This is a genomic window from Thioalkalivibrio sp. AKL10, assembly GCF_000381845.1.
GTDB classification, from domain to species: Bacteria; Pseudomonadota; Gammaproteobacteria; order Ectothiorhodospirales; family Ectothiorhodospiraceae; genus Thioalkalivibrio; species Thioalkalivibrio versutus.
The window spans coordinates 1139995-1161202 of sequence record NZ_KB907142.1; the positions used below are offsets into that span (position 1 = coordinate 1139995).

The following is a 21208-nucleotide window of genomic DNA, read 5'->3' on the forward strand; positions in this document are numbered from 1 at the left end:
TGCGAGAAAAACCATGGTGAACCCCGATACCGCCCACCACCAGGATCAGTACCCGACCGCGAACGCGCAGACCGAAATCACCGTCACGCGCAAGGACCTGCCGCTGCACTGCCCCACGCCGACGATGGCGCTGTGGTCCTCGCACCCGCGCGTCTTTCTCCCGATCGACGAGACCCCCGACGGCCGCTACCTGTGCCCCTACTGCGGCACCCAGTTCATCCTGAAAGACGACGACTAGTCGCGTGTATGACACGCTGACCGGTCGCGGGCACATTCCGGCTAGTCCTGTTCGCGCCAGCGCTCACCCCCGATGAAGCTTTCCCTCCCCTCATTTGATCAGGCCCGTGTGCTGGTGATCGGCGATCTGATGCTCGACCGCTACTGGCACGGCGGTACGGACCGCATCTCCCCGGAGGCTCCGGTCCCGGTCGTCCACGTGCGCGACATCGAGCAGCGCCCGGGTGGTGCCGGCAACGTTGCCCTGAACCTCGCCGCCCTCGGTGGCCATGCCGATCTGGTCGGTGTTACTGGCGAGGACGAGGCGGCCTCCGAACTCGCCGGGCTGCTCGAGGGCGCGGGCGTGGCCTGCCATTTCCGCCGCCAGCCGGGCGCGGCCACTATCACCAAGCTGCGCGTCATCAGCCGCCATCAGCAACTGATCCGCCTCGACTTCGAGGACGGCTTCCCGGGTATCCGCGCCGCCGACCTGCTGCCGCAGGTCGAACCGTTGTTGGCGGGCTCCGGTGCAGTGGTCCTGTCGGACTACGCCAAGGGTGCGCTGCGCGACCCCCAACCCTTGATCGAGGCTGCGCGCGCCGCCGGGGTGCCCGTGCTGGTGGACCCCAAGGGGCGCGATTTTTCTCTCTATCGCGGTGCGACACTGATTACTCCGAATCTGACCGAGTTCGAGGCCGTGGTTGGTCGTTGCGCCGACGAAGCCGAGCTGGTCGCGCGTGGCGAGGCGCTGGCTCGCGACTGCGGCATTGACGGGCTGCTGGTGACGCGCGGCGAGGATGGCATGAGTCTGATTCGTCCGGGCGCAGTTCCGGTGCATCTGGGAGCTCGGGCGCGTGAGGTGTTCGACGTGACCGGCGCCGGCGATACCGTAATTGCGACTCTGGCGGCCGGGCTCGCAACCGGCCTGGAACTCCCGCAGGCAATGGCCCTGGCCAATATCGCGGCCGGTATTGTGGTGGCCAAGCTGGGTACCGCGACCGTCAGCGTTGCGGAGTTGCGTCGAGCTTTGCAGGACCAGGAACAGACGGGGCGCGGCGTGTTGACCGAGGACGAGTTGCTTCGCGCAGTGGCGGATGCCCGGATGCATGGCGAGCGCATCGTGATGACCAATGGCTGCTTCGATCTTCTGCATGCCGGCCATGTCGCCTATCTCGAGCGTGCACGCAGTCTGGGCGACCGCCTGATCGTGGCGGTGAACGATGACGAGTCCGTGCGCCGGCTGAAGGGTGAAGGGCGACCGGTGAACCCGGTTGAGCAGCGTATGGCCGTGCTTGCCGGCCTTGCGTCGGTGGACTGGGTCGTCCCGTTTTCCGAGGATACGCCGGCGCGTCTGGTCGGGGAGATCCTTCCGGACCGACTGGTCAAGGGTGGCGACTACCGTCCGCAGGACATCGCCGGGCACGATGCGGTGGTTGCGCACGGCGGACGCGTGGACATCCTCGACTTCCTTGATGGTTGCTCGACCTCGTCGATGATCGAGCGCATGCGCAAGCCCGCGGACTCCTGACGGACCGCTGCCCTGCACGTCGCTTTCCCCGCCTTTCGTGCGCCGCGTACAATGCGGCGCATCCCCAGCTTTTTCAGGAGTCGTCCCCGTGATCATCGTTACCGGCGGTGCCGGATTTATCGGCAGCAATCTGGTCAAGGAACTCAACCGTCGTGGTCGCACCGACATTGTCGTGGTCGACAACCTGACCCACGGCCAGAAGGCGCTGAACCTGACCGACTGCATCATCGCGGACTATCACGACAAGGAAGACTTTCGCGACCTGATCGAGGCCGATGCCCACCTGGGGCCGGTGGAGGCGGTGTTCCACATGGGCGCCTGCTCGGCCACCACGGAGTGGGACGGGCGCTACATCATGCGCAACAACTTTGCCTACACCCGCGAGCTGTTCCACTGGTGCCAGGATCGTCGCATTCCGTTTATCTATGCCTCCTCGGCCGCGGTGTACGGCGGCAACGACACCTTCCGCGAGGAACCCGCTCACGAGCGCCCGCTGAATGCCTACGGCTACTCCAAGCTCGCGTTCGACCAGTACCTGCGCCGGCACATGGACTCACTGACGGCCCAGGTCGTGGGCCTTCGCTACTTCAACGTCTATGGTCCGCGCGAGGGCTACAAGGGGGGGATGGCGAGCGTGATCCATCACTTCAGCAACCAGTTGCGCGAGGGCAATACGGTCCGCCTGTTCGAGGGCTGTGATGGCTATGCCGATGGCGAACAGCGCCGCGACTTCGTCGATGTCCGCGACTGCGTGAACCTGAAGCTGTGGCTGCTGGAACATCCCGAAGTGAATGGAATCTACAATTGTGGGACCGGGCGCGCGCGGACCTTCAACGACATGGCGCGTGCGACGATCGACTGGTTCGGGCGCGGCGAGATCGAATACATCCCGTTCCCGGATCACCTGAAGGGCCGCTACCAGAGCTATACCCAGGCGGATCTGTCGCAGCTGCGCGCGGCCGGCTGTGACCTGAAATTTCACGATATCGAGGACGGTGTGCGCGCCTACCTCGATGCGGTCGCGGCCGATCAGGCCGACTGACCCCGGAGAAGGACCATGACTGACCAGCCCCTGCATCGCGTTCGCGCGGACGAGTACGAAAGCCCCGGTGATCGCCTGGAACGCTCGCTGGAAGAGGGCCAGGTGCTGCTATTCGAGCCGGGGCGGCTGCCACTTCCGAACGAACAGGACCTGGCGTTTCTGCGAGACGAGGTCGGCCGGCTGCTCAGCCTGAAGAACATCAGCTATCACCCGCATGGCGACTTTATCAGCGGCCTGAAAAACGAGGGCGATGCCGGCGAGCGCGTGCGTCGCATCCTGCGCGAGTATGGCGAGCGGGTGGAGGGTTTTCTAGGGCACTTGCTGCCGGGGTTCACCAGCGGCTGGAGCCCGCGCAAGATAAACTTCCGCCCAGTGCAGGAGAAGGGCCGGGTGATCAAGCGACACTCCAATAACGAGTTGCTGCATGTGGACGCCTTTCCGGCCGGGGCCACCCACGGCTGGCGGCCGCTGCGCTTCTTTACCAACATCAACCCGGAGGAGGCGCGCATCTGGCGGGTGGCCGAGGAATTCGGCGAACTCTACCGCCAGTTCGGCGGCGCCGCCGGCATCGCCCCGCCGCCGTGCCTGCGTCAGGGGCTGGCGGAGCGCGCCTGGACCGGCAGTCTTCGGGCGTTGTCCGCCCTGAACCTTCCGCAGCTCGAGGTGGTCGGCGACACCTCGCCCTATGACCGCGCGATGCGGCGCATGCACAACTGGATGAAGGACAGCGACGATTTCCAGAATGCCCCCGGCCGCGGGACCGAGCTGGCCTTCGATCCCTACCACAGCTGGTGTGTGCTGACCGACCAGGTCAGCCATGCCGCGCTCTCTGGCCAGCACGCGCTAGTGGCGACGTTCTATGTGCGTCCCGAGGCCTGCCATCTGCCCGAGCGCTCTCCGTGGGGAGTGCTGGAGGCTGCCGGCCGGGCCGCCTGAGCGTGGAGGGGCGCCACTGGCGTCGCGGGCGGGTCCGCGTGCTTTTTGATGCCGCGTTGCCCGCATCCCCCGAGCCCTGGTGGTTCGACTTGTCCGGACTGGAAAGCCGCGGTCTGGTGACCGGTCGTGGAGGCGGGCGCGGCAGCGTCGTGTTCTTCCGCAGCCCGCTCGAAAATGGCGAGGAGTGGGTTCTGCGTCACTATATGCGCGGAGGCACAATCGCCCGAGCTCTCGGTGATCGTTACCTGTGGCAGGGCCTTGACGATACGCGACCGTGGCGCGAATGGTTCTATACCGCGCGCTTGTTCGACGAGGGTTTGCCCGTACCGCGGCCGGTGGCCGGGCGGGTGGTGCGGCTCGGGCCGCTGTACGCTGCGGACCTGATCACGGTTCGGGTTCCGGGAGCGCGTTCGCTCGACGAGAACCTCGGCGAGGCAGGGGTCCCCGATGCGACCTGGCATGCAGTCGGGGCCTGCATCCGCCGTTTCCACAATGCCGGGCACTGGCATCCGGATCTCAACAGCCGCAATATCCTGGTGGCCCCCGAGGGTACGGTTTCGATTATCGACTGGGATCGCGGCCGGTATCGTGCAGGCACGGATGGTGACTGGCGGGAAGCCAACCTGCAGCGACTTCGGCGCGACCTGGAAAAGCGCCTGCGAATTCGCGAACGCTGGGTCTACACCGACGCCTGCTTTGCGCAGTTGCGCGCCGGTTACGAGGCAGGGGCGCCCTCGGACGGTTGATCGGTGATCTCCGGCGGCAGGGCGCGCGGGGCACCGGCAGTCATCAAGGCGTCCAATCGTTCGATCACGTCCTCCGGGCGAATCAGTTCCATCACGCCGGGGCGTTCGATCTTGGTCCCCCAGCGGATCTCGCTAGCCGGTTTGCCCAGTTCGCGGCGTGCTGCCTCGTCATAGCGATCCACGCACCACTGGCCGCTGTAGTAAGGGCGGGCCCGGGCGGGGTTGGTGCAGGCATACAGCCCAATTACCGGCGTGCCCATGGCGTTGGCCATGTGGGCGGGGCCCGAATCGGGGCTGACCACGGCCGTGGCGCGTCCCAGGATGGCCAGCATTTCCTTGATCGAGGTTCTCCCGGTCAGGTTTTCGTGCTGTTCCTGGCTTTGTGCCAGCACCGCCTCGCCCATCTCTTGTTCGCTTCGGGACGGTCCTCCAGTGATCAAGACCTTCAAGCCGTGGGCCCGCGCTGCGTGGTCGGCGACCTTTGCGCAGCCCTCGGCAGTCCAGTTGCGCAGGCTGTGACTGGAGCACGGGCTGATCACCAGGGTGGGGACATCGTCCGGGATAAGCTCGCGAGCCCGTTCAGCCGCGTCATCCGGCACGGGGATGTCCCAGACCATGTGGCGCCGGGCGAGCCCCAGGGCCTCGATGAAGCTGAAATAGATGTCAATCACGTGCTGCCCGGGGTGCGGGGGGATGCGCGCGTTGATGAACAGCCCATGCAGGTCGCGCGAACGGGCGCGGTCATAGCCCAGGCGCAGGTCGGCGTGGATGCCGAGGCTCGCGAGGTTGGCGCGCAGCGCGAACTGGTTGTGCAGCAGAACATCGAAGCGCCGGCCCTTCATTTGTTGCCACAGCGCACGGTAGCCGGCCCATCCGGCGCCCTTGTCGAAGATCACGAACTCCACACCCGGGATGTCGCCGACCAGTGCGCGTTCGGCCTTGCCGACGACCCAGGTCAGACGGGTCTGCGGCCACTCGCGCTGGAGTGTGCGAACGGCCGGGGTCATGTGGGTGACGTCGCCCAGCGCGGAAAAGCGCAGGATGCACAGCGACGCCGGCGGCTCGCTCAGGGGGAGTTTCGAAGGCATTTCCGGGTCAACTCCCGTCCCGATGGGACTGCCGACGCTGGCGTCTTTCGCGGCGGTGGTCCTGGACGCCGGGATACATGTCCACGTCGGGGTCAGGCTGGCTCTTGAACCGGCGATGGGCCCAGAAATACTGGTCCGGGTGTTCGCGAACGGCCTCTTCGACGATGCGGTTCATGCGCTCGGAATCGGCCTGGTCATCGCCGGTTGGATAGTTCTCCAGGGCGGGCTTGAGGACAATCTCGTAGCCTTTCCTGTCCGGCAACGCGTGGTAGAACAGTGGCACTACCCGCGCCTTGCTCATCCGCGCGAGCCGCGGGAGCCCCGTCACCGTGGCGGCCGGAATGCCAAAGAACGGTGCAAACACGTTCTGCCGGCTGCGGTAGTTCTGGTCGCCGGCATACCAGACCGGGGTGCCTCGGCGGAGGGTGCGCACAATCCCGCGAACATCGTCCTTGGACAGCACCGGCCCGATACTGGCCCGTCCCTTGCGCATGGTGGCGTCCGCCAGGGGGCGGCGGTCCATGGGCTTGTAGATCACCGCCATGTCGATCCGGCGGCTCAGCAAGCGGCCGGCCATCTCGATCGATGTGAAATGTCCCGACAGCAGGATCACCGGCGCCCCGTCGGCCTGGGCGGCTTGCAGATGCTCCAGACCCCGGATCTGCAGGGGAATGCGATCGACACGCTGGCCGCCGAACCAGGCCAGGGCTAGTTCGGCGAACCCGCGACCTGTGTGCCGGAAGTTTGCCCGTGCCATCGCCTCGCGTTCGGCCGGGGATGCTTCGGGAAAGCACAGGTCGAGGTTGCGTCGGACGATCAGGCGACGTTGACGAGCGAGGGCATAGGTCACGGGACCCAGTGCTTCGCCCAAGCGCAGGACCAGACTTGGGGGCAAGTGCCCCAGAAGCCACAGCAAGCCGACGCCGAGGCTGTGGCCCCAGTTGGACGGGTGCGCCAGATGCGTGCTTTGCGGCTTTGGCATGGGTGGGTGTCGCTGCTTCCAAACGCGCGATTATATCAGGCTCGTTTGAGCCTCCAGGGTACAGGGTCGACTTGTGGAGGAAGACCGTCCGGATATTATTGCGGACCGGTCGATGATGGGCTCAGTTTCGGAAGGGTTTCGAGTATTGACGCGGGCCGTCCTTGAGGCGGCCGCCGACGCGCGCGGGCTGGACGAAAAGATGGCCAGCAATGGCTTTCCAGGAAGGGTGTCCTGGGGAGAAGCCATATCCGAATCTTCGGGGAGACGCTGTTGGGGCTCTTGATGCTCGGCGTCGGCTCGTTCGCCTGCCCTGTCAGCTAAAGATGCGCGGCACCGGTGCGTGACTCCATCTGTTCTGGCTGAGGTCATCCAGCAGGGTCAGTCCTAAAAGAACCCCTCTTGGGCCCCACTGTTTCTAGTCCTCGGCGAACTGGACCTTTTGCAGGGCGGCGTAGGCACCATTCTGTGCGAGCAGTTCGGCGTGAGTCCCGGATTCCACGATCTGCCCAGCGTCCAGCACCACGATGCGGTCGGCGTCCTCGATGGTGGAAAGACGATGCGCGATGACCAGAGTGGTGCGGTTGCGCATGAGCGTCTCCAACGCATCCTGGATCTTCTGCTCGGATTCTGAATCCAGCGCAGAGGTGGCTTCGTCCAGGATCAGGATCGGGGCATCCTTCAGCAGGGCTCGGGCGATGGCCACACGCTGGCGCTGCCCCCCGGAGAGCATGATCCCGTTCTCACCGACGACCGTGTCGAAACCCGCTGGAAGTTTTTCGATGAATTCCAGGGCATTGGCCGCTCGGGCGGCCTCGCGTAATTGCTGTTCGGTCGGCTTTTCCGGCAGGCCGTAGGCGATGTTGTTGGCCAGAGTGTCGTTGAACAAGACGACATGCTGGCTAACCAATGCCATCTGGCTGCGAAGGTCCTTCAGGCGGTATTCCCGGACCGGGTGGCCGTCCAGCCGGATCTCGCCCTGTTCGGGCTCGTAGAAGCGGGGTAGCAGTCGTGCCAGGGAGGTCTTGCCGCTGCCTGATCGGCCGACCAAGGCGACGGTCTCGCCCGGTGCAATGTTCAGACTCACGTCCTTCAGAACCCACTCGGTCTGTTGTGGGTAGCGCAGCCAGATACGGTCAAACTCGATCTTTCCCTCGGCGTGCTCCAGGGGGCGCTTGCCGTTATCTGCCTCCGGAGGGGTGTCCAGGACCTCGAATACACTCTCGCCTGCGGCCAGTGCTTTCTGGATCTCGGCATTGACGCCCACGATGCGCTTGAGTGGGGGTAGCAGCAGGAGCATGGCGACGACAAACGAGACCATCCCTCCAGGCGAAATCGTCTCGAGTACCAAGTCCATGGTTGCGAGGTAGACGATGAGGGCCAGGGCAATGATGGCTCCGAATTGCGATAACGGCTGGGCGGCGGCCTGTACGGCCTTATGGCGCATGGCCTGGCGGTGAAACCGCTCGTTGGTATCACCAAAGCGTCGGGCTTCATAGTCCATCGCGCCGAAGATCTTGACCTCCGTCTGGCCTCGAATCCCGTCTTCAGCGATTTGCGCGTAATCCCCGGTTGACTGCTGCATGCGGCGGCTGATCTTCCGGAATTTGTGGTTGGCGCCCGTAATTACCAGGCCGACGATAGGCGCCACGGTGAAGACGATGAGCACGAGCCAACCGCTGAGGTAGGTCATGTAGGCCAGAAGAAACAAGACGGTGAAGCTGTCCCGAATCAGGACGACGATGGCCTTGGATGCGGCCGAACTGATCTGCGTCACGTTGTACGTGAGCTTGGCCAGCAGGGTGCCGGGGGAGTGCCGGTCGAAAAACGAAGATGGCAATCGGAGATAATGTTCGAACACCGCTTGGCGGATGTCTTTCACTACCTTGCGCCCGATCCAGGCGACGCTGTAATCCGAAGCGAAGGTGGTCAAGCCGTGAAAGAGGAAAATCCCGATCAGGGCAGCCGGTACCCACAGGCGAGCGCCGGCGTCTTGCTCGATAAAGGTGCCGTCAACGAGTGGCTGGATAATCCAGGCGAACGCGGCCTGACCGGCGGCGGCCAGGATCATCGCTGTGATCGCCAGGACGCCCAGGCGCCAGTAGGGCTTGATGAACGCAAAGATGCGTTTGTAAAGGTGCCAGGACTTGCCAGCGGTCGGGTGGTTCGGGTTCTGGTCGATCGAGCGGGCGCCCATCTGGGTTCCTTGGCAGGCTAGGTGCTAGGCTTGGCGACACTGCATTGATGTGCGGCGCACCTGGGCAAGCGGAGCGCAAGCCGGGTCAGTAAGCCGAGATGGTGCGCATGATAACAGACGTCCGGATCCGTCCCAGGATCAGGGACGCGATACTGGCCGCATGGTAGCATGCGCGCCTGACCTGCCATGTCCCCTGATGTGGGCGCTTGTGCGCAGCCTATCCGGAGTAGTTTATGTCGAGCCATACCATTGTTCCCGGTCGTATCAGCATCTCGATTCCTCACTGGCAGGTCCTGCCTCTGCTGCAGCCGTGCCTGCGTTCGATCCGCAAGAACACGCGCGGCAAGGATGTGGAGGTCATCGTCATCGACAATGGTTCGAAAGACGAAAGCCTGGAGTACCTGCGTTCGCTGGAATGGATCCGCTTGATCGAGCGACCGGAAGAGGGGCTGTTCAATTTCCCGCACAACGTCTGGACCTCGCACGATATCGCGTTGAAAGAGGCCACAGGCGAGTTTCTGGTTACGATGCATACGGACCTGTTTGTAAAGCGCGAGGACTGGCTGGACGAATACCTCAAGGCGATGGGAGATGATCCCCGTCTTGGTGGTGTGGGCACATGGAAGCTGGAGCTGAAGAACCCTGTCTATGAGTTCCAGAAGCGTGTCTTTCACGTGATCCGTAGCAACATCAAGTACGCTCTTGGGCTGCGCAAGAAGCGCTACGTGTGGAAGCAGGGTCACTATCCCAAGGACTTCTGTGCGATGTATCGCCGCCAGATTCTGCTGGACGAGGGGCTCACTTTCCGCAGTGTTGAGGGCAAAAAGGGTTTCTACGACCAGAGTGGTGGCTACTCGATTTCCGCCCAGCTCTGGGACAAGGGGTACCCGACCAAAGTTGTTCCAGTGCGTACCATGATGCCGCGCATCGTCCACCTTGGGCATGGCACTGCTGCTGTCTCCCCCGAGAAGACCCATCGCCGGAACCAGCAGAAGCTCGAGACCCGACGTGATTCGCTGTTTGACGAGGCTTGGGTGCAGGAGCTGCAAACCAATACGGCTCTTGATCGATGAGCACAGAATCCCGCTGATCGGGCGAGGCTGATGCCGTGAATGCTGGCGCACTCTTCCGGGGGCGCGGATTCTGGTTTTTTGCCCGGTTCCGTGCCTGGGTCAGGGATTCCCAGTGGCTCGGCTGGGCGCTGGCTATATTCCTTGCGGGGTTCCTTGCCGCTTGGAGTACCCGCTTTCATCGCGATGTTCTCTACCTCCTGATAGTGTTGCCGTTCCTGATAGCCATGAGGTGGCAGGACTGGGGCTTCCTCCTTTCTTCTCGAGTCTTCCAGTTTCTGATCCTGTGGGTCGGAGTGCTCTCGGCCTCGATGTTTTGGAGTGACCCAAGTCTAGTTAACGCCGACGAACTCTATGACAGGATCCGCTATGCGCTACTGACGCTCATTTTTGTCTCGGCGACAGCCTGGGTTGTAGCCACCCGTGACGACTGGTTCGATCGTCTGGTGCTGGTATTGATACCCATAGCGGCTGTTGTTCTCGTGTATTCCATCGGGGTTTACTACGCGGATCATCCGTTTCCCTCGGCGCGACTGAACAACATGGCCTTTTACCGCGACAGTCCGAATCGCGGTTCCGTCGGATTCTTGCTGGTAGCGCTAATCGGATTGGCCGTCGCCTTGAATCGGGACAAGGGGTATCTGCGGATTCTGGGCTGGGTCGGCGTCGCAGTCGGGGTGGCGTTTATTCTTCTTGCGCAAAGCCGTGCGCTACTGCTCGGATTCTCGGTCGGGGCGGTCGTCCAGCTTGCATATTTTCGATACTGGAAGGTGCTGTTGGGGCTCGTCTTCGGGGTGGGGGCGTTTGTAGTCGTAACTCACGTCATGGATTTTGGGTTCCGAAGCTTCATCGAACGTGCGGATGCTAATCGCTTTACTGTCTGGTCGGCCGTTGTCGATCGCATCATGCAGAACCCCTGGTACGGCGAGGGGCTCATCCTGGATCGTGCCGTCATGGGCGGTGATGGCCGAACGTATTACAGCCCACACAGTATCTGGCTGATGTCGATGCTGGTAGCCGGTATTTGGGGGGCACTCGCTTGGGCACTCTTGGTGCTAGTTGCTACCCGAGAGGCTGTTCAACAAGTGGGGATGACGAGTCGGGAACGTATTGCCGGACTAGCGTTTGGTATATCGATGTTCGTCGGCGGTATCGTGATGTTGTCGTTTGATGGCCACGAGATCATTCACCGGGTAAATCCGCATTTCTGGCTTGGCCTCTGGGTTCCTCTCGCACTGCTGATTGGGTACGAACTACGATGCCGTCCCACTTGAGGATAAGGATATCGGGCGGAACCTGATTCCCAAAAAATGCTTCAGCGTTAGCTAGATTCGGTTCCGGCTGTGGTTTTCGTTTCCCTCGCCTCCATAATTGAGGCGCCTCAGTTCCTTTAGAGAGAGTTCTCCATCCGTCTGACTTTTTTGAGTTTTAGGCCATCGAAGCTCGCAAAGGGGGCTGGTCGTTCTTGTCCAAGCTCTTTGCATACCCGAGCAGCTCGAAGTCTTGCTTGTACGTTTCAAAAACGCAGATCCGACTTTCATCGTCGTATAGTTCAAATAGGCGCGACGAGGCGCCTGTCTTGCCATGTTTCCAGTCGGATCGGCCGGTTTCGCTTGTAAGTGAGAGTTGGGTGCGGATGGCGTTCAGATCCTTCGTGAGTGTTTCGACGGAGCCCAGGTAGTCTAGACGGTCAATTCCGCACGGAATCAGATCCGTTTGGCGAAACCAGTGGACGTCGTCGCGATAGCCGCCTTTCGCGAGGTATGCGCAGAACTCTTGGAAGGTGATTGGAGCGGTGCTCGCGCGGCCCAGCGCTCTCGCGACGGGGGTTCTTTGACGCTTTTGCCCTTGGATCTTGTCCAAATATGCTGATGCTACGCGGGTATATGGGTTTCGAACAACCGAAAAGAGGAAGAACCGCTGGTGAAGGCGGTAGGTCTCCAAGAACCCCAATGAGCTCGCACGATCGTATCCGGATTTGTAGGCTCCGGCGCTGTCGCCGTTTTCGGTTTCGATATTGCTGATGGCATAGCTGACAGTGGAATTGGCCGCTTTTGGTATGCGGAAATAGATGAAACGCCGTTCTCGGTCCACGGCAATTCGAGTGTCGACCCTGGTGGTACCGTATCGACACGGGTAGCGGAGAAAGAAAGGCGACAGGTGGACTTTCAGATGCGTTCGCAACCCCATGGTCGGTACCTTTGCTTCATCTGGCGCAACAGTTGGAAATAGGCTCGATCAGGTTCGTGATGTCGCCGGTCAGGGGGACAGGTAGTGTGCTGCGGCCCGGGCGGCGGTGAACTGGGAGGCCCGGTCTTTCAGGAGCAAGCGATCGGGGGGGGAGTCGATCGTGGCCAGCAGGGCCTCTGAGATCTGTACCGGGTCGGATGACACCATGGTGCCGAAGCGACCGTGATCCAGGATTTCAGCGGGTCCCCCCGGGCAGTTGGTGGCAACAACAGGGCAGCCCGATGCCAGCGCTTCGACGAGCACGTTACCAAAACCTTCCCAGCGCGAGGTGAGGACGAAGACTGATGCCCGAACCATATACTTTAGCGGGTTCGCGGCGAACCCCGGCATGTGGATATCCTGTCGAATACCGAGTTCGTCAGCCAGTCTCTCCAGATTGGCGCGCTCTGGTCCGTCACCCAGGATCATTAACCGGAGTGGGCGCGTTTGTCGCGCGGCCGCGAATGCCTGGATCAGCGTAGCCTGGTCCTTCTGAGCGGTCATCCGCCCGACATTCAGGATCACTGGGGGGGAGCTTTCGGCGAACCAAGGGTGATCGAGTGGCTCGCGGATCCGCTCCCACAGGGCATCTGTGACTACCGGGTTGTAGACGGTCTTGATGCGGTCTCTTGGCAGATCGAGCGTGTTCGCCAGATCATCGGCTACTGCGTCAGAGATCGCCACGAGCGAGTCGGCCTGCAAATACATGCGCCGCAGCAGGGGGCGCAGGTGGTACCAGCGCCAGAGTCGACGATGTTTTTCTGTCGTAAGCGTGTTCGATAAAGGGTTATGTTCGCTAAGGGTCAGGCGAGGTTTGTGCGCTGTGCCGGATCGAGCGATGGCAAGTGTCAGGTTTTCCTGGGTTCCTCCTCCGATTATCCGCTCGGGGCGATACCCTTCGATATATTGCTGGATGCTTCTTAGATAGCGAAGCGGCTTGGCCCCTTTTGCTGGGAGGATCACGGGCTTGAGTAATTCCTTCCAGGTATCGGGCGCGCTGTTGAGCGCGCGGATGCGCGTTGCTATTGGGTGTTCGCGCCGCAGACGAATGGCATGCCGATCGGGTTGGTCGGCAAGGTGTTCCAGCCCGTCCGGATTCAACACCAGCAAGTCCACCTTGATGCCCATGCGGAGAAACTCGTTGGCGAGGTTCCAGCGATTTCGTTCGAGCCCTCCACCGGCGCCGTAAAGGTGGCGCATGTGGGCAAATACGATCCCCACACGCTCGGGGTATTGGTCAGGCCCTTGCGGCCCTTTTTCAGAAGGTTTCATCGCTGGGTCAGGCGCAGGCGCAGGCACAAGTGATCGACAGGCATCTACATGCCATCAGGCTGAAGCGTTCGAGCTTGCATCATGCTCCCGCTCAGGGCGCCGAGTAGCTGATGTCGGAGCCTCTCCCGCGTGAATCGGATCTCCGACTCCTCCCGCCCCTTCCGCCCAGCAGCGCATCGCTCATCCGGAGAAAGGCGGATGAGTTGGTCGAGGACCTCGGACAGCGCGGCCGGATCGCGGGGAGGGGCGATGTAGCCGGTCGTTCCGAGGACTTCGGGTGTTCCGCCGCCGCGTACCCCTACGACAGGGATCTCGGCCGCCATCGCTTCGAGGAAGACCCTGGCGAAGTTGTCACCTTCGGACGGCAGAACGAATACGTCGAATGCCTGCATGTATCGGTTGGCACCTGCTAAAAAGCCTGTGAACAGGGTGCGTGAATGAATACCCAGATCTCTGGTCTCGGCATGAAGAGCTGCGCGCTCTTTCCCGTCGCCTATTATGACGAGTTGCGCTTGGGCGGCGCCTTGTGTCTGCAGCTTCGCAAAGGCCTTTAGTAGATCAGTGATGCGTTTGTAGCTGTCAAAACGCGCCACACAGCCGAAGACGAACTGGTCTTGATCCAGTCCGAGTCTTGCGCGTGCTTCTGTCCTGGGCAGCATTGTCGTGCGCAGGCGGTGGGCGTCGATATAGTTATGGACCACGGAGATTCTGTCTGTTGGATACCATGGCATGTTCGCGATGAAGCGGTCTCTCTGTGCGACGGTCAAGGTCAGTATGCCCGTGAGGCGCTTGCGGAATGCTTGGTAGTAGCGCCGACGGCTTCTGGAATCCGTTGCATAGTATCCGCGCAGCAGTGCGTAGATCGGGCGGCCATGGCGAGCGATGACGCTGGCAAGTAGCAGACTCGCGACGCATTTGTACTGATCCCCAATCATGACGTCTGGTCGGTCCCTTCGCAGGACTCGCGCCAGGCGCCATGCGGTTGCGATTCGGTTCCGTCTGGTTGCCTTGTCGCTGAGACGCAGTCCGGTAACGTTGTCATCCGGGCAGTCGGACTGGTACTCCGAGCCGTCGCCGGTCAAGAAACACAGAGTGAGGCGGGCGCCTGCCTCGCGGTAGACGCGAAAGTGTTCTCGGACGTTGGCACCCACATGGCCCTTTTTCTCCAGCACGATGAGGATATGCTGGTTGGCGAGGGGCCGCTCTTCTGGTGTATCGGTCATGACATCATGTAGTGGCTTGTGGCCCGCTGTAATCCGCGCGCTCTTGCGGGGGGTGCCGGGGCAGCGAGGTCGTTATTGGGAGAGAACGTGCAATCGTCAACGCGAATGGATCGAACGCAGAGTCTACCATCTGGCGTTCGCGATCGGCTGTCCGAGCAACTCCGTACTCCGGCTATTCAGGTGGAGCGGCTGGTTCGCGAGGTATTTCTGGTGCGAGCCGGCCAGGAGACCCTGGTGGTCAAGAGCACAGTTGATGCGGACAAGGAGGTCACCGTTAGCGAGGTGCTCTCCGCGCTGGGAGTGCCCGCTTTCCCGGTTCAGGTGATCGATGCTGGCTGGGTGGCCATGCCTTACAGCCCCGCAAAGTCCGTCGCTGCCATTGTCGATCGGGAGCCTGGCGGCCCTGAACGAGAGAAGCTGTTTTATGGCCTGGGGCAATCGCTTCCAGCAGCCTTCATTGCGGGAATGAAGGACCGCAATATGGACAATGTGCTCTTCGATGTCAGCCGCGGCCGTGCGATGCACCTGGATTATGCGGCCGCATTCGCTGAACCCCTCTGGCGTCGAACTCTCGCTGGCCACCGCCTGCTGGGGTACCTGTACCGGCGTTTGCTTCTGGATCCGCTAGTTCATCTGGAGGAAGGGGATCCGGTGGAAGCTCAGCGAGCCTTTCTGGAGGGAGTTCGAGAAGAGAGTTCTCGGCTGGCGGCCATTCCGTTTCGCACCTTTCGGGGGGTGGCGTTTCGCAGAAGAGTGTATTGCACCCTGGGGCTGGCTCACGCCTCACGGATTCCACGGGTCTGGCCGCGGGCAGCCAGGTTGATCCAGCGAAAATACCTGCCCGGCATTCGACGCGCGGTACAAGAGCCGCTACGAGAGAATTTGGTGAGTGGTGGCCACGCGCTTGGTCGAAGGACTTAAGGTTCTTCCAGCTACTTTGCAAAGCGCTTCTCGGAGAGGCGAATGGCGTTCACCACGTCATCGACCTGGACGCTGTCCATTCGGCGACCGTCGGCAAACTTCTTCTTTCCTTGTTCCGGCGGTATATGTTCCGTGCCGCGAACGATCAGGGCCCGGTTGGTTAGAGGGCCCCAGCGGACGGGATCCGTCGGCCCGAACAACGCAACAATCGGTGTGCCCGTTGCGGCAGCCATGTGCATGGGGCCACTGTCGTTGCCAATGAAAAGAGACGCGCGCTCGAAGAGAGCGATGAGGCTTCCAATGCCCAGTCGCTGCACCAGGTTGACCGGCGGGTCCTCGCACAGAGCCTGAACCTCCTGCGCCGCTGTGCGGTCAGGCCCCGCACCGATCAGAATGGGCTGTTTCCCTTCGCGGCGTAATGTGTTGATTACCTGAGCATATTTCGGCAACGGCCAGTGCTTGTATTCCTTCCCTCCGGCTACATGCAGGCAGATCATCGGGCGCTCCGAGTCTATTTCGTGCGCACGCAGAGTCTCTTCAAGGTTTGCGTGGTCAGAAGACAGTGGCTCAAGCTTGGGCCATCCCCATTCCAGTTCGGGTACGACAGCTCGCCCTATGGCGCCGTAGATTTCGATGCGGTGTTGCATCCCCTCTGGCTTTGCTACGTGCTCACTGAAGCGCCGAGCATACGGTGCGCTGTCTCGACAGATTCGCCGTGGGGCGCCACTCATGGCTCCGAGCCAGCCCCCGCTGCCGCTGCCGCCGAAATCGAGGGCAATCGTGGGTCTTGTGGAGCGGACTGTATGGAGTAGCTTGATGAATCCGATGAAGTCCCTTGCCGGGCTGCCCGTTCTGGGCAGTGTGACAATCGGGCCCTTTAGCGTTGGGATCCGTTTCGCGAGTTCGGCGTGAGGTTCATGAATGACGATGAGATTTTTCTCGTGTTGGGCCAGAGCAGAGAGGACCGGTGTGGCGACGAGAAAATTTCCCAGGTGCCGATCCAGCATGAGTTGTACAAGTCGATCTTGGTTTTTCACTTCGATGTCCAAAGCTCAGGTCAGGCTGACAGGGGGGCGACGATAGCGCTTCTGGTGCCGTTTGCTAATGACGGTGACGGAGCGGGCGACCGCGGGAAGAAGCCGTTCAACGGGAATGCCGCGAATCTTGCAATAACGGCCGATGAAGGACCGCGCCCAGCTTTGCGTCAGGCCAACCTCGAGCCCGTTAACGGAGAAACGGGCCAAGTCGCGGGCGAGATCCGCCCGGCGCGGCTGGTGATGGAACCGCGCGCCATCCAGGTCGGCGATGATGAGGTCTCCTGTGGCTGAGAACAGCACGTTTCCCCACTTGAAATCACGGTGTACAACCCCCGCGTTGTGCAACGTGGCGATCGCTTGAGCGGCCTGTTCACTGAGTAGGGCCGCGTCCGGTAGCGCATCGTCTTCTAGCCATTGATTCAGGCTTGGGTGTTGGGGCAGAGCTTCGCAGAAGAACCAGCTTTCCGCCGAGCCGTCCAGGTAGGCCAGAGGTGTGGCAACCGGCGCGTTATGTCCTTTCAGGTAGGTCGAGAACTCCCAAACCCGGCGGGCACGGGAGCGAATGCCAAGATGCCCAAGAATCCGGTTTCTCCATCGGGATGGATACCGCTTGTAAAAGACAGGGTCGGGCGAGAAGTCCGAGAAAAGGAGCCCGCTCTCGGCCTGGGCATTGGTCTTCAGGCATTCGCGCCGAGCCCCGTCGAGTACGGGGTGCCCCGCCTGGAGCGCTTTCACGACAGGGTGGTCGGGATTGCCGGCACCGCAAAACCCGGAAGTTAGCCGGATGCTTTGGCTGTTCGAGTTCATTGCTATTTGGCTGAAAAACGCGCTTTGGAACCACCACGTCGCAGCCGTTCCTGGTGGCGCGCCTCGGTTGCCTGGGCAATCCGAATAGCAAGGTGGCGGAATGCGACCCGCCCCATGCCGCGCTGTGTTGCATAGTGGCTCAGAAACCGAACACGACTGGTTCGAGGCAGAAAAGACGGATGAGTCATGTTGAGTTGGACCAGGTTTTTCTGGCCGTCACATGGTCTGCCATGTTTTTTGCTTCTTTCGTTGTCCAGGAACACCAACCGTCCGGTTGCGGAGGGGGGTGACACGAGGATATTCCCAAGTCGGAGGTCGCCATGGGTCCATCCGGACTCATGGAGGTGAGCAACGGTTTCTGCGAGTCGGCGGTGAACAAGATGACGGTCCGCAATGGCCAGGAACGGTTCCCCATGGCGGGAAGTGATCAGGTGTGAAAGGCTGGCCCCATTGATGTCCTCCATTACCAGGCACTCGTTCACCCCGATCCAGCCATAGGCGAGTGCGCGTGGTGTATCGAAACCATCTTCACTCATTTGGCGCCCATGCCGAATGGCCCGCATGCCGCGACTGCCCCGGCCGATGGACTTGACGGATTCCCATGGCCCCCTTGGAAGAAAGACCTTTATTACAACTGCCTGACTTTGCCACTGGCCGCGCGCGACGCGGGCCTGCGCCGAGCTGTCCAGGACGGTCCAGCCCGCCTTTGGTTGGTTTTCCAGGAGGGTGAGGCCGGCGTTCTTCAGGTCTTCGTCAAGAGGGGCGACTCCTTTCACGCTTGAACCTCGCCCGATGCCTGCGAGCCATTGCATCAGCCATGACATGGGAGGCGCCCGTGTTCTTTGCGGTATTGCGTTCGGGCTCGCTGTGCCACCCGAGCCCAGAGCGTGTGTCTTTCCAGCAAGGTGGCACGGAGTCTGGTGCCATGATAGAGGCGCATGAAACGGAGGATATCTCGTGGCTTGAGGCCGATATCCATGGCGGAGAAGTACAGACCTCCGAGATCCTTGATTTGCGCGCGGGCCGGCAGGCGGGCGTGGAACTGAACGCGGTGCAGATCCATCAGGTGCAGGCGCGGCGGGATGCGGCCGGACCGGATGGCGTTCTCGTTCGAGTTCAGGTCGAGTCGGAAGTGGCACAGGTAGAAGTCGCGGTGATTCATGCCGCTCCCGTGTAGGGTGCGGGCAATGCGGGCGACCTCTCGGATCAACTGCAGGCGAAAGGCGAAGGCCGGTGGTTGTTCGGGCCAGCTCAGGCATTCCTGTTCCAGGGTGCGGGTGCGCCCCAGGTCGCGGGTAATCACGAACGAGCGTTCCCGTGCCAGGTTCAGTCCACGCCGGATGCCGAATGCGACCGGTGGCGTGGTCGGGATCTCCAGCTTCCGCAGCCGGTGGATTGCACGCCATTCGGGTTCGGCACCCAGCACCGGGATGCGGAACTGGCTCAGCTTGCGCAGGATGCGTCGCCACGGCATGCCGTTGTGCACCTTGGCGAAGTAGGGCTGCCCGCCCAGTTCGAAACGGAAAGTGCGCCGCCCGTCGACGTTGCGGACGACCTCGCCATCCAGCGCCATGGCCTGCTCGAAGGGGTCTCCCGGGCCGTAGCGTGCGGTTAACGCCGCGTGTAAGGCATCGTCCATCACCAGTTCATTGCGCCGGAGCACACTCATGCCGCCACCTCGCCATAGCGGGGGCCTTCGATGACCCGCAGCGCGTGCTCGGCGCGTGCGCCGAGTTCGGTGCGAACGCTGTAGCGCAGGGCCGCATCACGCCAGGCCTGCAGTTTGGGCTGGCTCAGCATGCGGGCCAGGGCGGCGTCCATCATGGGCTGCTCGAACGGCGTGGTCAGCACCTCACCACAGTTGGCGCACTCGATGTGGAAGGCGTATCCGCAATTGGCTGTAACCAGGGCGGGCAGACCTGCCGCGATCGCCTCGACGATCGCGGTCCCGGTGTTCTCCTGGTAGGCGGGGTGCAGAAGCAGGTCGGCTGCAAACAGGAAGTCGGCCACGTCGTCGCGGCCCTGCAGGAAATGCACCTGCCTCGAGACACCGAGACTTCGGGCCAGGCGCATCAGTGGGGCCGCGCGCCCCTTGCCCAGTACGTATAGCGATGCCTGTTCCCGCAAGCCGTCCGGCAGTGCGGCCAGCGCCCGGATGCTGCGGTCCACACCCTTGCGTCGGAAGTCCGACCCAACCATCAGGAGCATGAGCGAGTCGTCCCCCAGGCCGAGCTGTTTGCGAAGAGCGTGCCTTCGTTGCGGGCTGTCGGCATTGGCGAAGCGGTCAGCCGAGACATACGGTGGCATCAGGTGGAAGCGGTCCTCGGGAGTCGCATGCCAGCGCTGGAACAGGGGCTTCTCGGCCTCGGATAGCAGCAGGATGTGGTTGTTCGCCTCGGTGCGAAAGACCGCCCGCTCAAGGGCCGCATGTACGCGGTAGCGCCCGGAGAGGCGATAAAACTGGCTGCGAGCCTGCGCCCGCTCGATGAAGCAGGGGTCTGCGTTGTAGTATACATCCAGCCCGGGCAGCTTGTTGAACCCGACGACGCGATCGGGCTGTAGTGCCTGGACCTCCGATTGAACGCGGCGGGCGAAATGGCGATAGCGTGTGTGGTTGCGCCAGCCAGGCACCCGCAGTACATGCAGCTTCAGGTGCGGGTGCTCCGGGGTCCAGCCCTCCCATGCGAGTGTGAATACGTCGATCTGATGGCCGCGCTCCAGGGCAAGCTCGGTGATGCGGTGGAAGTTGCGCTGCAGCCCGCCATGCGGGAAGTACTTGAACAACACGAATGCCAGATGCATCAGTGCCTCTCCGCATGCAGGGCGTCGGCGGCCTCCAGTACCTGCTCGGGCGCCAGCTTGCGCAGGCAGTTCAAATGCCCCAGGGGGCACTCGCGCTGAAAGCAGGGGCTGCATTCCAGACCTAGATGCAGGATGCGCCGGCGGGGGGTTAGCGGCGGCGTGTAGCCAGGGTCGGAGGCCCCGTAGACAGCGATCACCGGGCGGCCGGTGGCCGCCGCAATGTGCATGAGCCCCGAGTCATTGGTGATGACCAGGTCTGCGCAGGCAAGCAGGTCAATCGCCTGGCCCAGCTGCGTGCGCCCGGCCAGGTCTGCGCAGCCCGGGGCGGCCTCGGCAATCGCCTGGGTCACTGGACGGTCCTTCCGTGAACCGAACAGCCAGACCTGCCAGCCTGCTGCCAGGCGGGCCCGAGCAATTTCTGCATAGTGCTCGGCGGGCCAGCGCTTGGAGGGGCCGTACTCCGCGCCGGGGCAGAGTGCCAGAACCGGTGCCTCCTGGTTGCCCAGTCCCAGTGCAATGCGTGCCTCGTCCCGACCGCGTTCGGAGATCACCAGCCTGGGTTCCGGAATCGGGGGTGGTTGTGGTGCATCCGGGGCGTGCGCGAGCGCGACGAACCGATCGACCGTTCGATACAGGCGCTGACGGTCCAGTGGGCGGATGTCGTTGAGCAGGCCGTAGCGGAACTCGCCGCGGTAACCGGTCCGTCGGGGTACCCCACTGGCGAAGGCCGGTACTGCCGCCTTTGCTGAACGCGGCAGTACGATCGCCTGCTGATAGTTCGCGTCCCGTAGTGACCGCCCTAGATGCCAGCGCCGGCCGAGTGCAAGCTCCCCGTGGCCCACAGGCAACGGAATGGGACGGCGCACCTCGGGCATGCGCTCCAGAATCGGCAGGCTCCACGCGGGCGCAATCACGTCCACAGCGGGTGCGGGTTCGCGTTGCTTGAGCGTCATGAACAGGCTCTGGGCCATCACCATGTCACCCACCCAGGCCGGGCCGATGACCAGGACAGCCGGGACGTGGGCGCCGCTTGAACTCAACATGATCTCCCGGCCAGCACGAAAGCACCCCCGGTCGCGCCCGGGGCTTGCTGGGCGGCAGGGGCTGCGGAACAT

The 21208-nt window shown here is 62.4% G+C and carries 20 protein-coding genes; 8 read left to right on the plus strand and 12 right to left on the minus strand.

From position 1 onward, the window contains the following. Positions 1-13 precede the first annotated feature (13 nt). The 5 genes from G333_RS0105460 to G333_RS0105480 all read left to right on the plus strand — a co-directional run bounded on the left by G333_RS0105460 (position 14) and on the right by G333_RS0105480 (position 4468). Positions 14-238 (plus strand): zinc-finger domain-containing protein, encoded by a 225-nt coding sequence (locus G333_RS0105460; RefSeq protein ID WP_018145221.1) that lies wholly within the window; start codon positions 14-16, stop codon positions 236-238. 72 nt (positions 239-310) lie between these two features. Next, positions 311-1744: a bifunctional D-glycero-beta-D-manno-heptose-7-phosphate kinase/D-glycero-beta-D-manno-heptose 1-phosphate adenylyltransferase HldE gene (gene hldE / locus G333_RS0105465; RefSeq protein WP_026182083.1), complete on the plus strand. Its 1434-nt coding sequence runs from the start codon at positions 311-313 to the stop codon at positions 1742-1744. Between the two features lie 88 nt (positions 1745-1832). Beyond that, complete coding sequence (gene rfaD, locus G333_RS0105470) at positions 1833-2786, plus strand: ADP-glyceromanno-heptose 6-epimerase (RefSeq protein ID WP_019562768.1); 954 nt, start codon at positions 1833-1835, stop codon at positions 2784-2786. A gap of 15 nt (positions 2787-2801) precedes the next feature. Further along, entirely contained in the window at positions 2802-3722 is a 921-nt protein-coding gene (locus G333_RS0105475; protein ID WP_019627901.1) for a Kdo hydroxylase family protein, read from the plus strand. A gap of 2 nt (positions 3723-3724) precedes the next feature. Then, on the plus strand, positions 3725-4468 hold the full coding sequence (locus G333_RS0105480; protein WP_019562770.1) for a 3-deoxy-D-manno-octulosonic acid kinase: 744 nt from the start codon (positions 3725-3727) through the stop codon (positions 4466-4468). On the opposite strand, the gene G333_RS0105485 is transcribed toward G333_RS0105480, so the two are convergent. The 3 genes from G333_RS0105485 to msbA form a co-directional block, all read right to left on the minus strand. Next, positions 4438-5556: a glycosyltransferase family 9 protein gene (locus G333_RS0105485; protein ID WP_019627902.1), complete on the minus strand. Its 1119-nt coding sequence runs from the start codon at positions 5554-5556 to the stop codon at positions 4438-4440. The genes G333_RS0105480 and G333_RS0105485 overlap by 31 nt on opposite strands. Before the next feature lie 7 nt (positions 5557-5563). Beyond that, positions 5564-6538: a lysophospholipid acyltransferase family protein gene (locus G333_RS0105490; RefSeq protein ID WP_019627903.1), complete on the minus strand. Its 975-nt coding sequence runs from the start codon at positions 6536-6538 to the stop codon at positions 5564-5566. 415 nt (positions 6539-6953) lie between these two features. Further along, positions 6954-8732, minus strand: a complete 1779-nt coding sequence (gene msbA, locus G333_RS0105495; protein WP_019627904.1) for a lipid A export permease/ATP-binding protein MsbA — start codon at positions 8730-8732, stop codon at positions 6954-6956. A gap of 233 nt (positions 8733-8965) precedes the next feature. Here msbA and G333_RS0105500 point away from each other — a divergent pair, with 233 nt between their 5' ends. Next, entirely contained in the window at positions 8966-9805 is an 840-nt protein-coding gene (locus G333_RS0105500) for a glycosyltransferase (protein ID WP_019627905.1), read from the plus strand. Positions 9806-9840: 35 nt separating this feature from the next. Beyond that, positions 9841-11076 (plus strand): O-antigen ligase, encoded by a 1236-nt coding sequence (locus tag G333_RS0105505; protein ID WP_019627906.1) that lies wholly within the window; start codon positions 9841-9843, stop codon positions 11074-11076. A gap of 154 nt (positions 11077-11230) precedes the next feature. Here the strand turns inward: G333_RS0105505 and G333_RS0105510 are convergent, their stop codons facing one another. The 3 genes from G333_RS0105510 to G333_RS0105525 form a co-directional block, all read right to left on the minus strand. Then, positions 11231-11896, minus strand: coding sequence for a sulfotransferase family protein (locus G333_RS0105510; RefSeq protein ID WP_019627907.1), 666 nt, complete (start codon positions 11894-11896; stop codon positions 11231-11233). Positions 11897-12061: 165 nt separating this feature from the next. Beyond that, entirely contained in the window at positions 12062-13303 is a 1242-nt protein-coding gene (locus G333_RS15160) for a glycosyltransferase (RefSeq protein ID WP_231373021.1), read from the minus strand. Between the two features lie 44 nt (positions 13304-13347). Next, on the minus strand, positions 13348-14526 hold the full coding sequence (locus G333_RS0105525) for a glycosyltransferase (protein ID WP_019627910.1): 1179 nt from the start codon (positions 14524-14526) through the stop codon (positions 13348-13350). 105 nt (positions 14527-14631) lie between these two features. Between G333_RS0105525 and G333_RS0105530 the strand changes: the two genes are divergently transcribed. Continuing rightward, positions 14632-15447 carry a hypothetical protein gene (locus G333_RS0105530; protein ID WP_019627911.1) on the plus strand — a complete coding sequence of 272 codons (816 nt, stop codon included), beginning with the start codon at positions 14632-14634 and terminating at the stop codon, positions 15445-15447. A gap of 11 nt (positions 15448-15458) precedes the next feature. On the opposite strand, the gene G333_RS14635 is transcribed toward G333_RS0105530, so the two are convergent. From G333_RS14635 to waaF, 6 genes are read right to left on the minus strand one after another with little or no spacing between them, the layout of a single operon-like run. Continuing rightward, positions 15459-16484 carry a glycosyltransferase family 9 protein gene (locus G333_RS14635; RefSeq protein ID WP_231373022.1) on the minus strand — a complete coding sequence of 342 codons (1026 nt, stop codon included), beginning with the start codon at positions 16482-16484 and terminating at the stop codon, positions 15459-15461. A 15-nt stretch (positions 16485-16499) separates the two neighbouring features. Next, positions 16500-17291: a lipopolysaccharide kinase InaA family protein gene (locus G333_RS14640; protein WP_081624500.1), complete on the minus strand. Its 792-nt coding sequence runs from the start codon at positions 17289-17291 to the stop codon at positions 16500-16502. A gap of 2 nt (positions 17292-17293) precedes the next feature. Beyond that, positions 17294-18115 carry a lipopolysaccharide kinase InaA family protein gene (locus tag G333_RS14645; RefSeq protein WP_081624501.1) on the minus strand — a complete coding sequence of 274 codons (822 nt, stop codon included), beginning with the start codon at positions 18113-18115 and terminating at the stop codon, positions 17294-17296. Further along, positions 18103-18960, minus strand: a complete 858-nt coding sequence (rfaP, locus tag G333_RS0105555; protein WP_019627912.1) for a lipopolysaccharide core heptose(I) kinase RfaP — start codon at positions 18958-18960, stop codon at positions 18103-18105. Before rfaP ends, G333_RS14645 begins: the two co-directional genes overlap by 13 nt. Further along, the gene (locus tag G333_RS0105560) at positions 18957-20093 is read right to left on the minus strand and encodes a glycosyltransferase family 4 protein (RefSeq protein ID WP_019627913.1); all 1137 of its coding nucleotides are present in this window, start codon (positions 20091-20093) and stop codon (positions 18957-18959) included. Before G333_RS0105560 ends, rfaP begins: the two co-directional genes overlap by 4 nt. Beyond that, positions 20093-21136, minus strand: coding sequence for a lipopolysaccharide heptosyltransferase II (gene waaF, locus G333_RS0105565; RefSeq protein WP_019627914.1), 1044 nt, complete (start codon positions 21134-21136; stop codon positions 20093-20095). Before waaF ends, G333_RS0105560 begins: the two co-directional genes overlap by 1 nt. Positions 21137-21208: the final 72 nt, after the last annotated feature.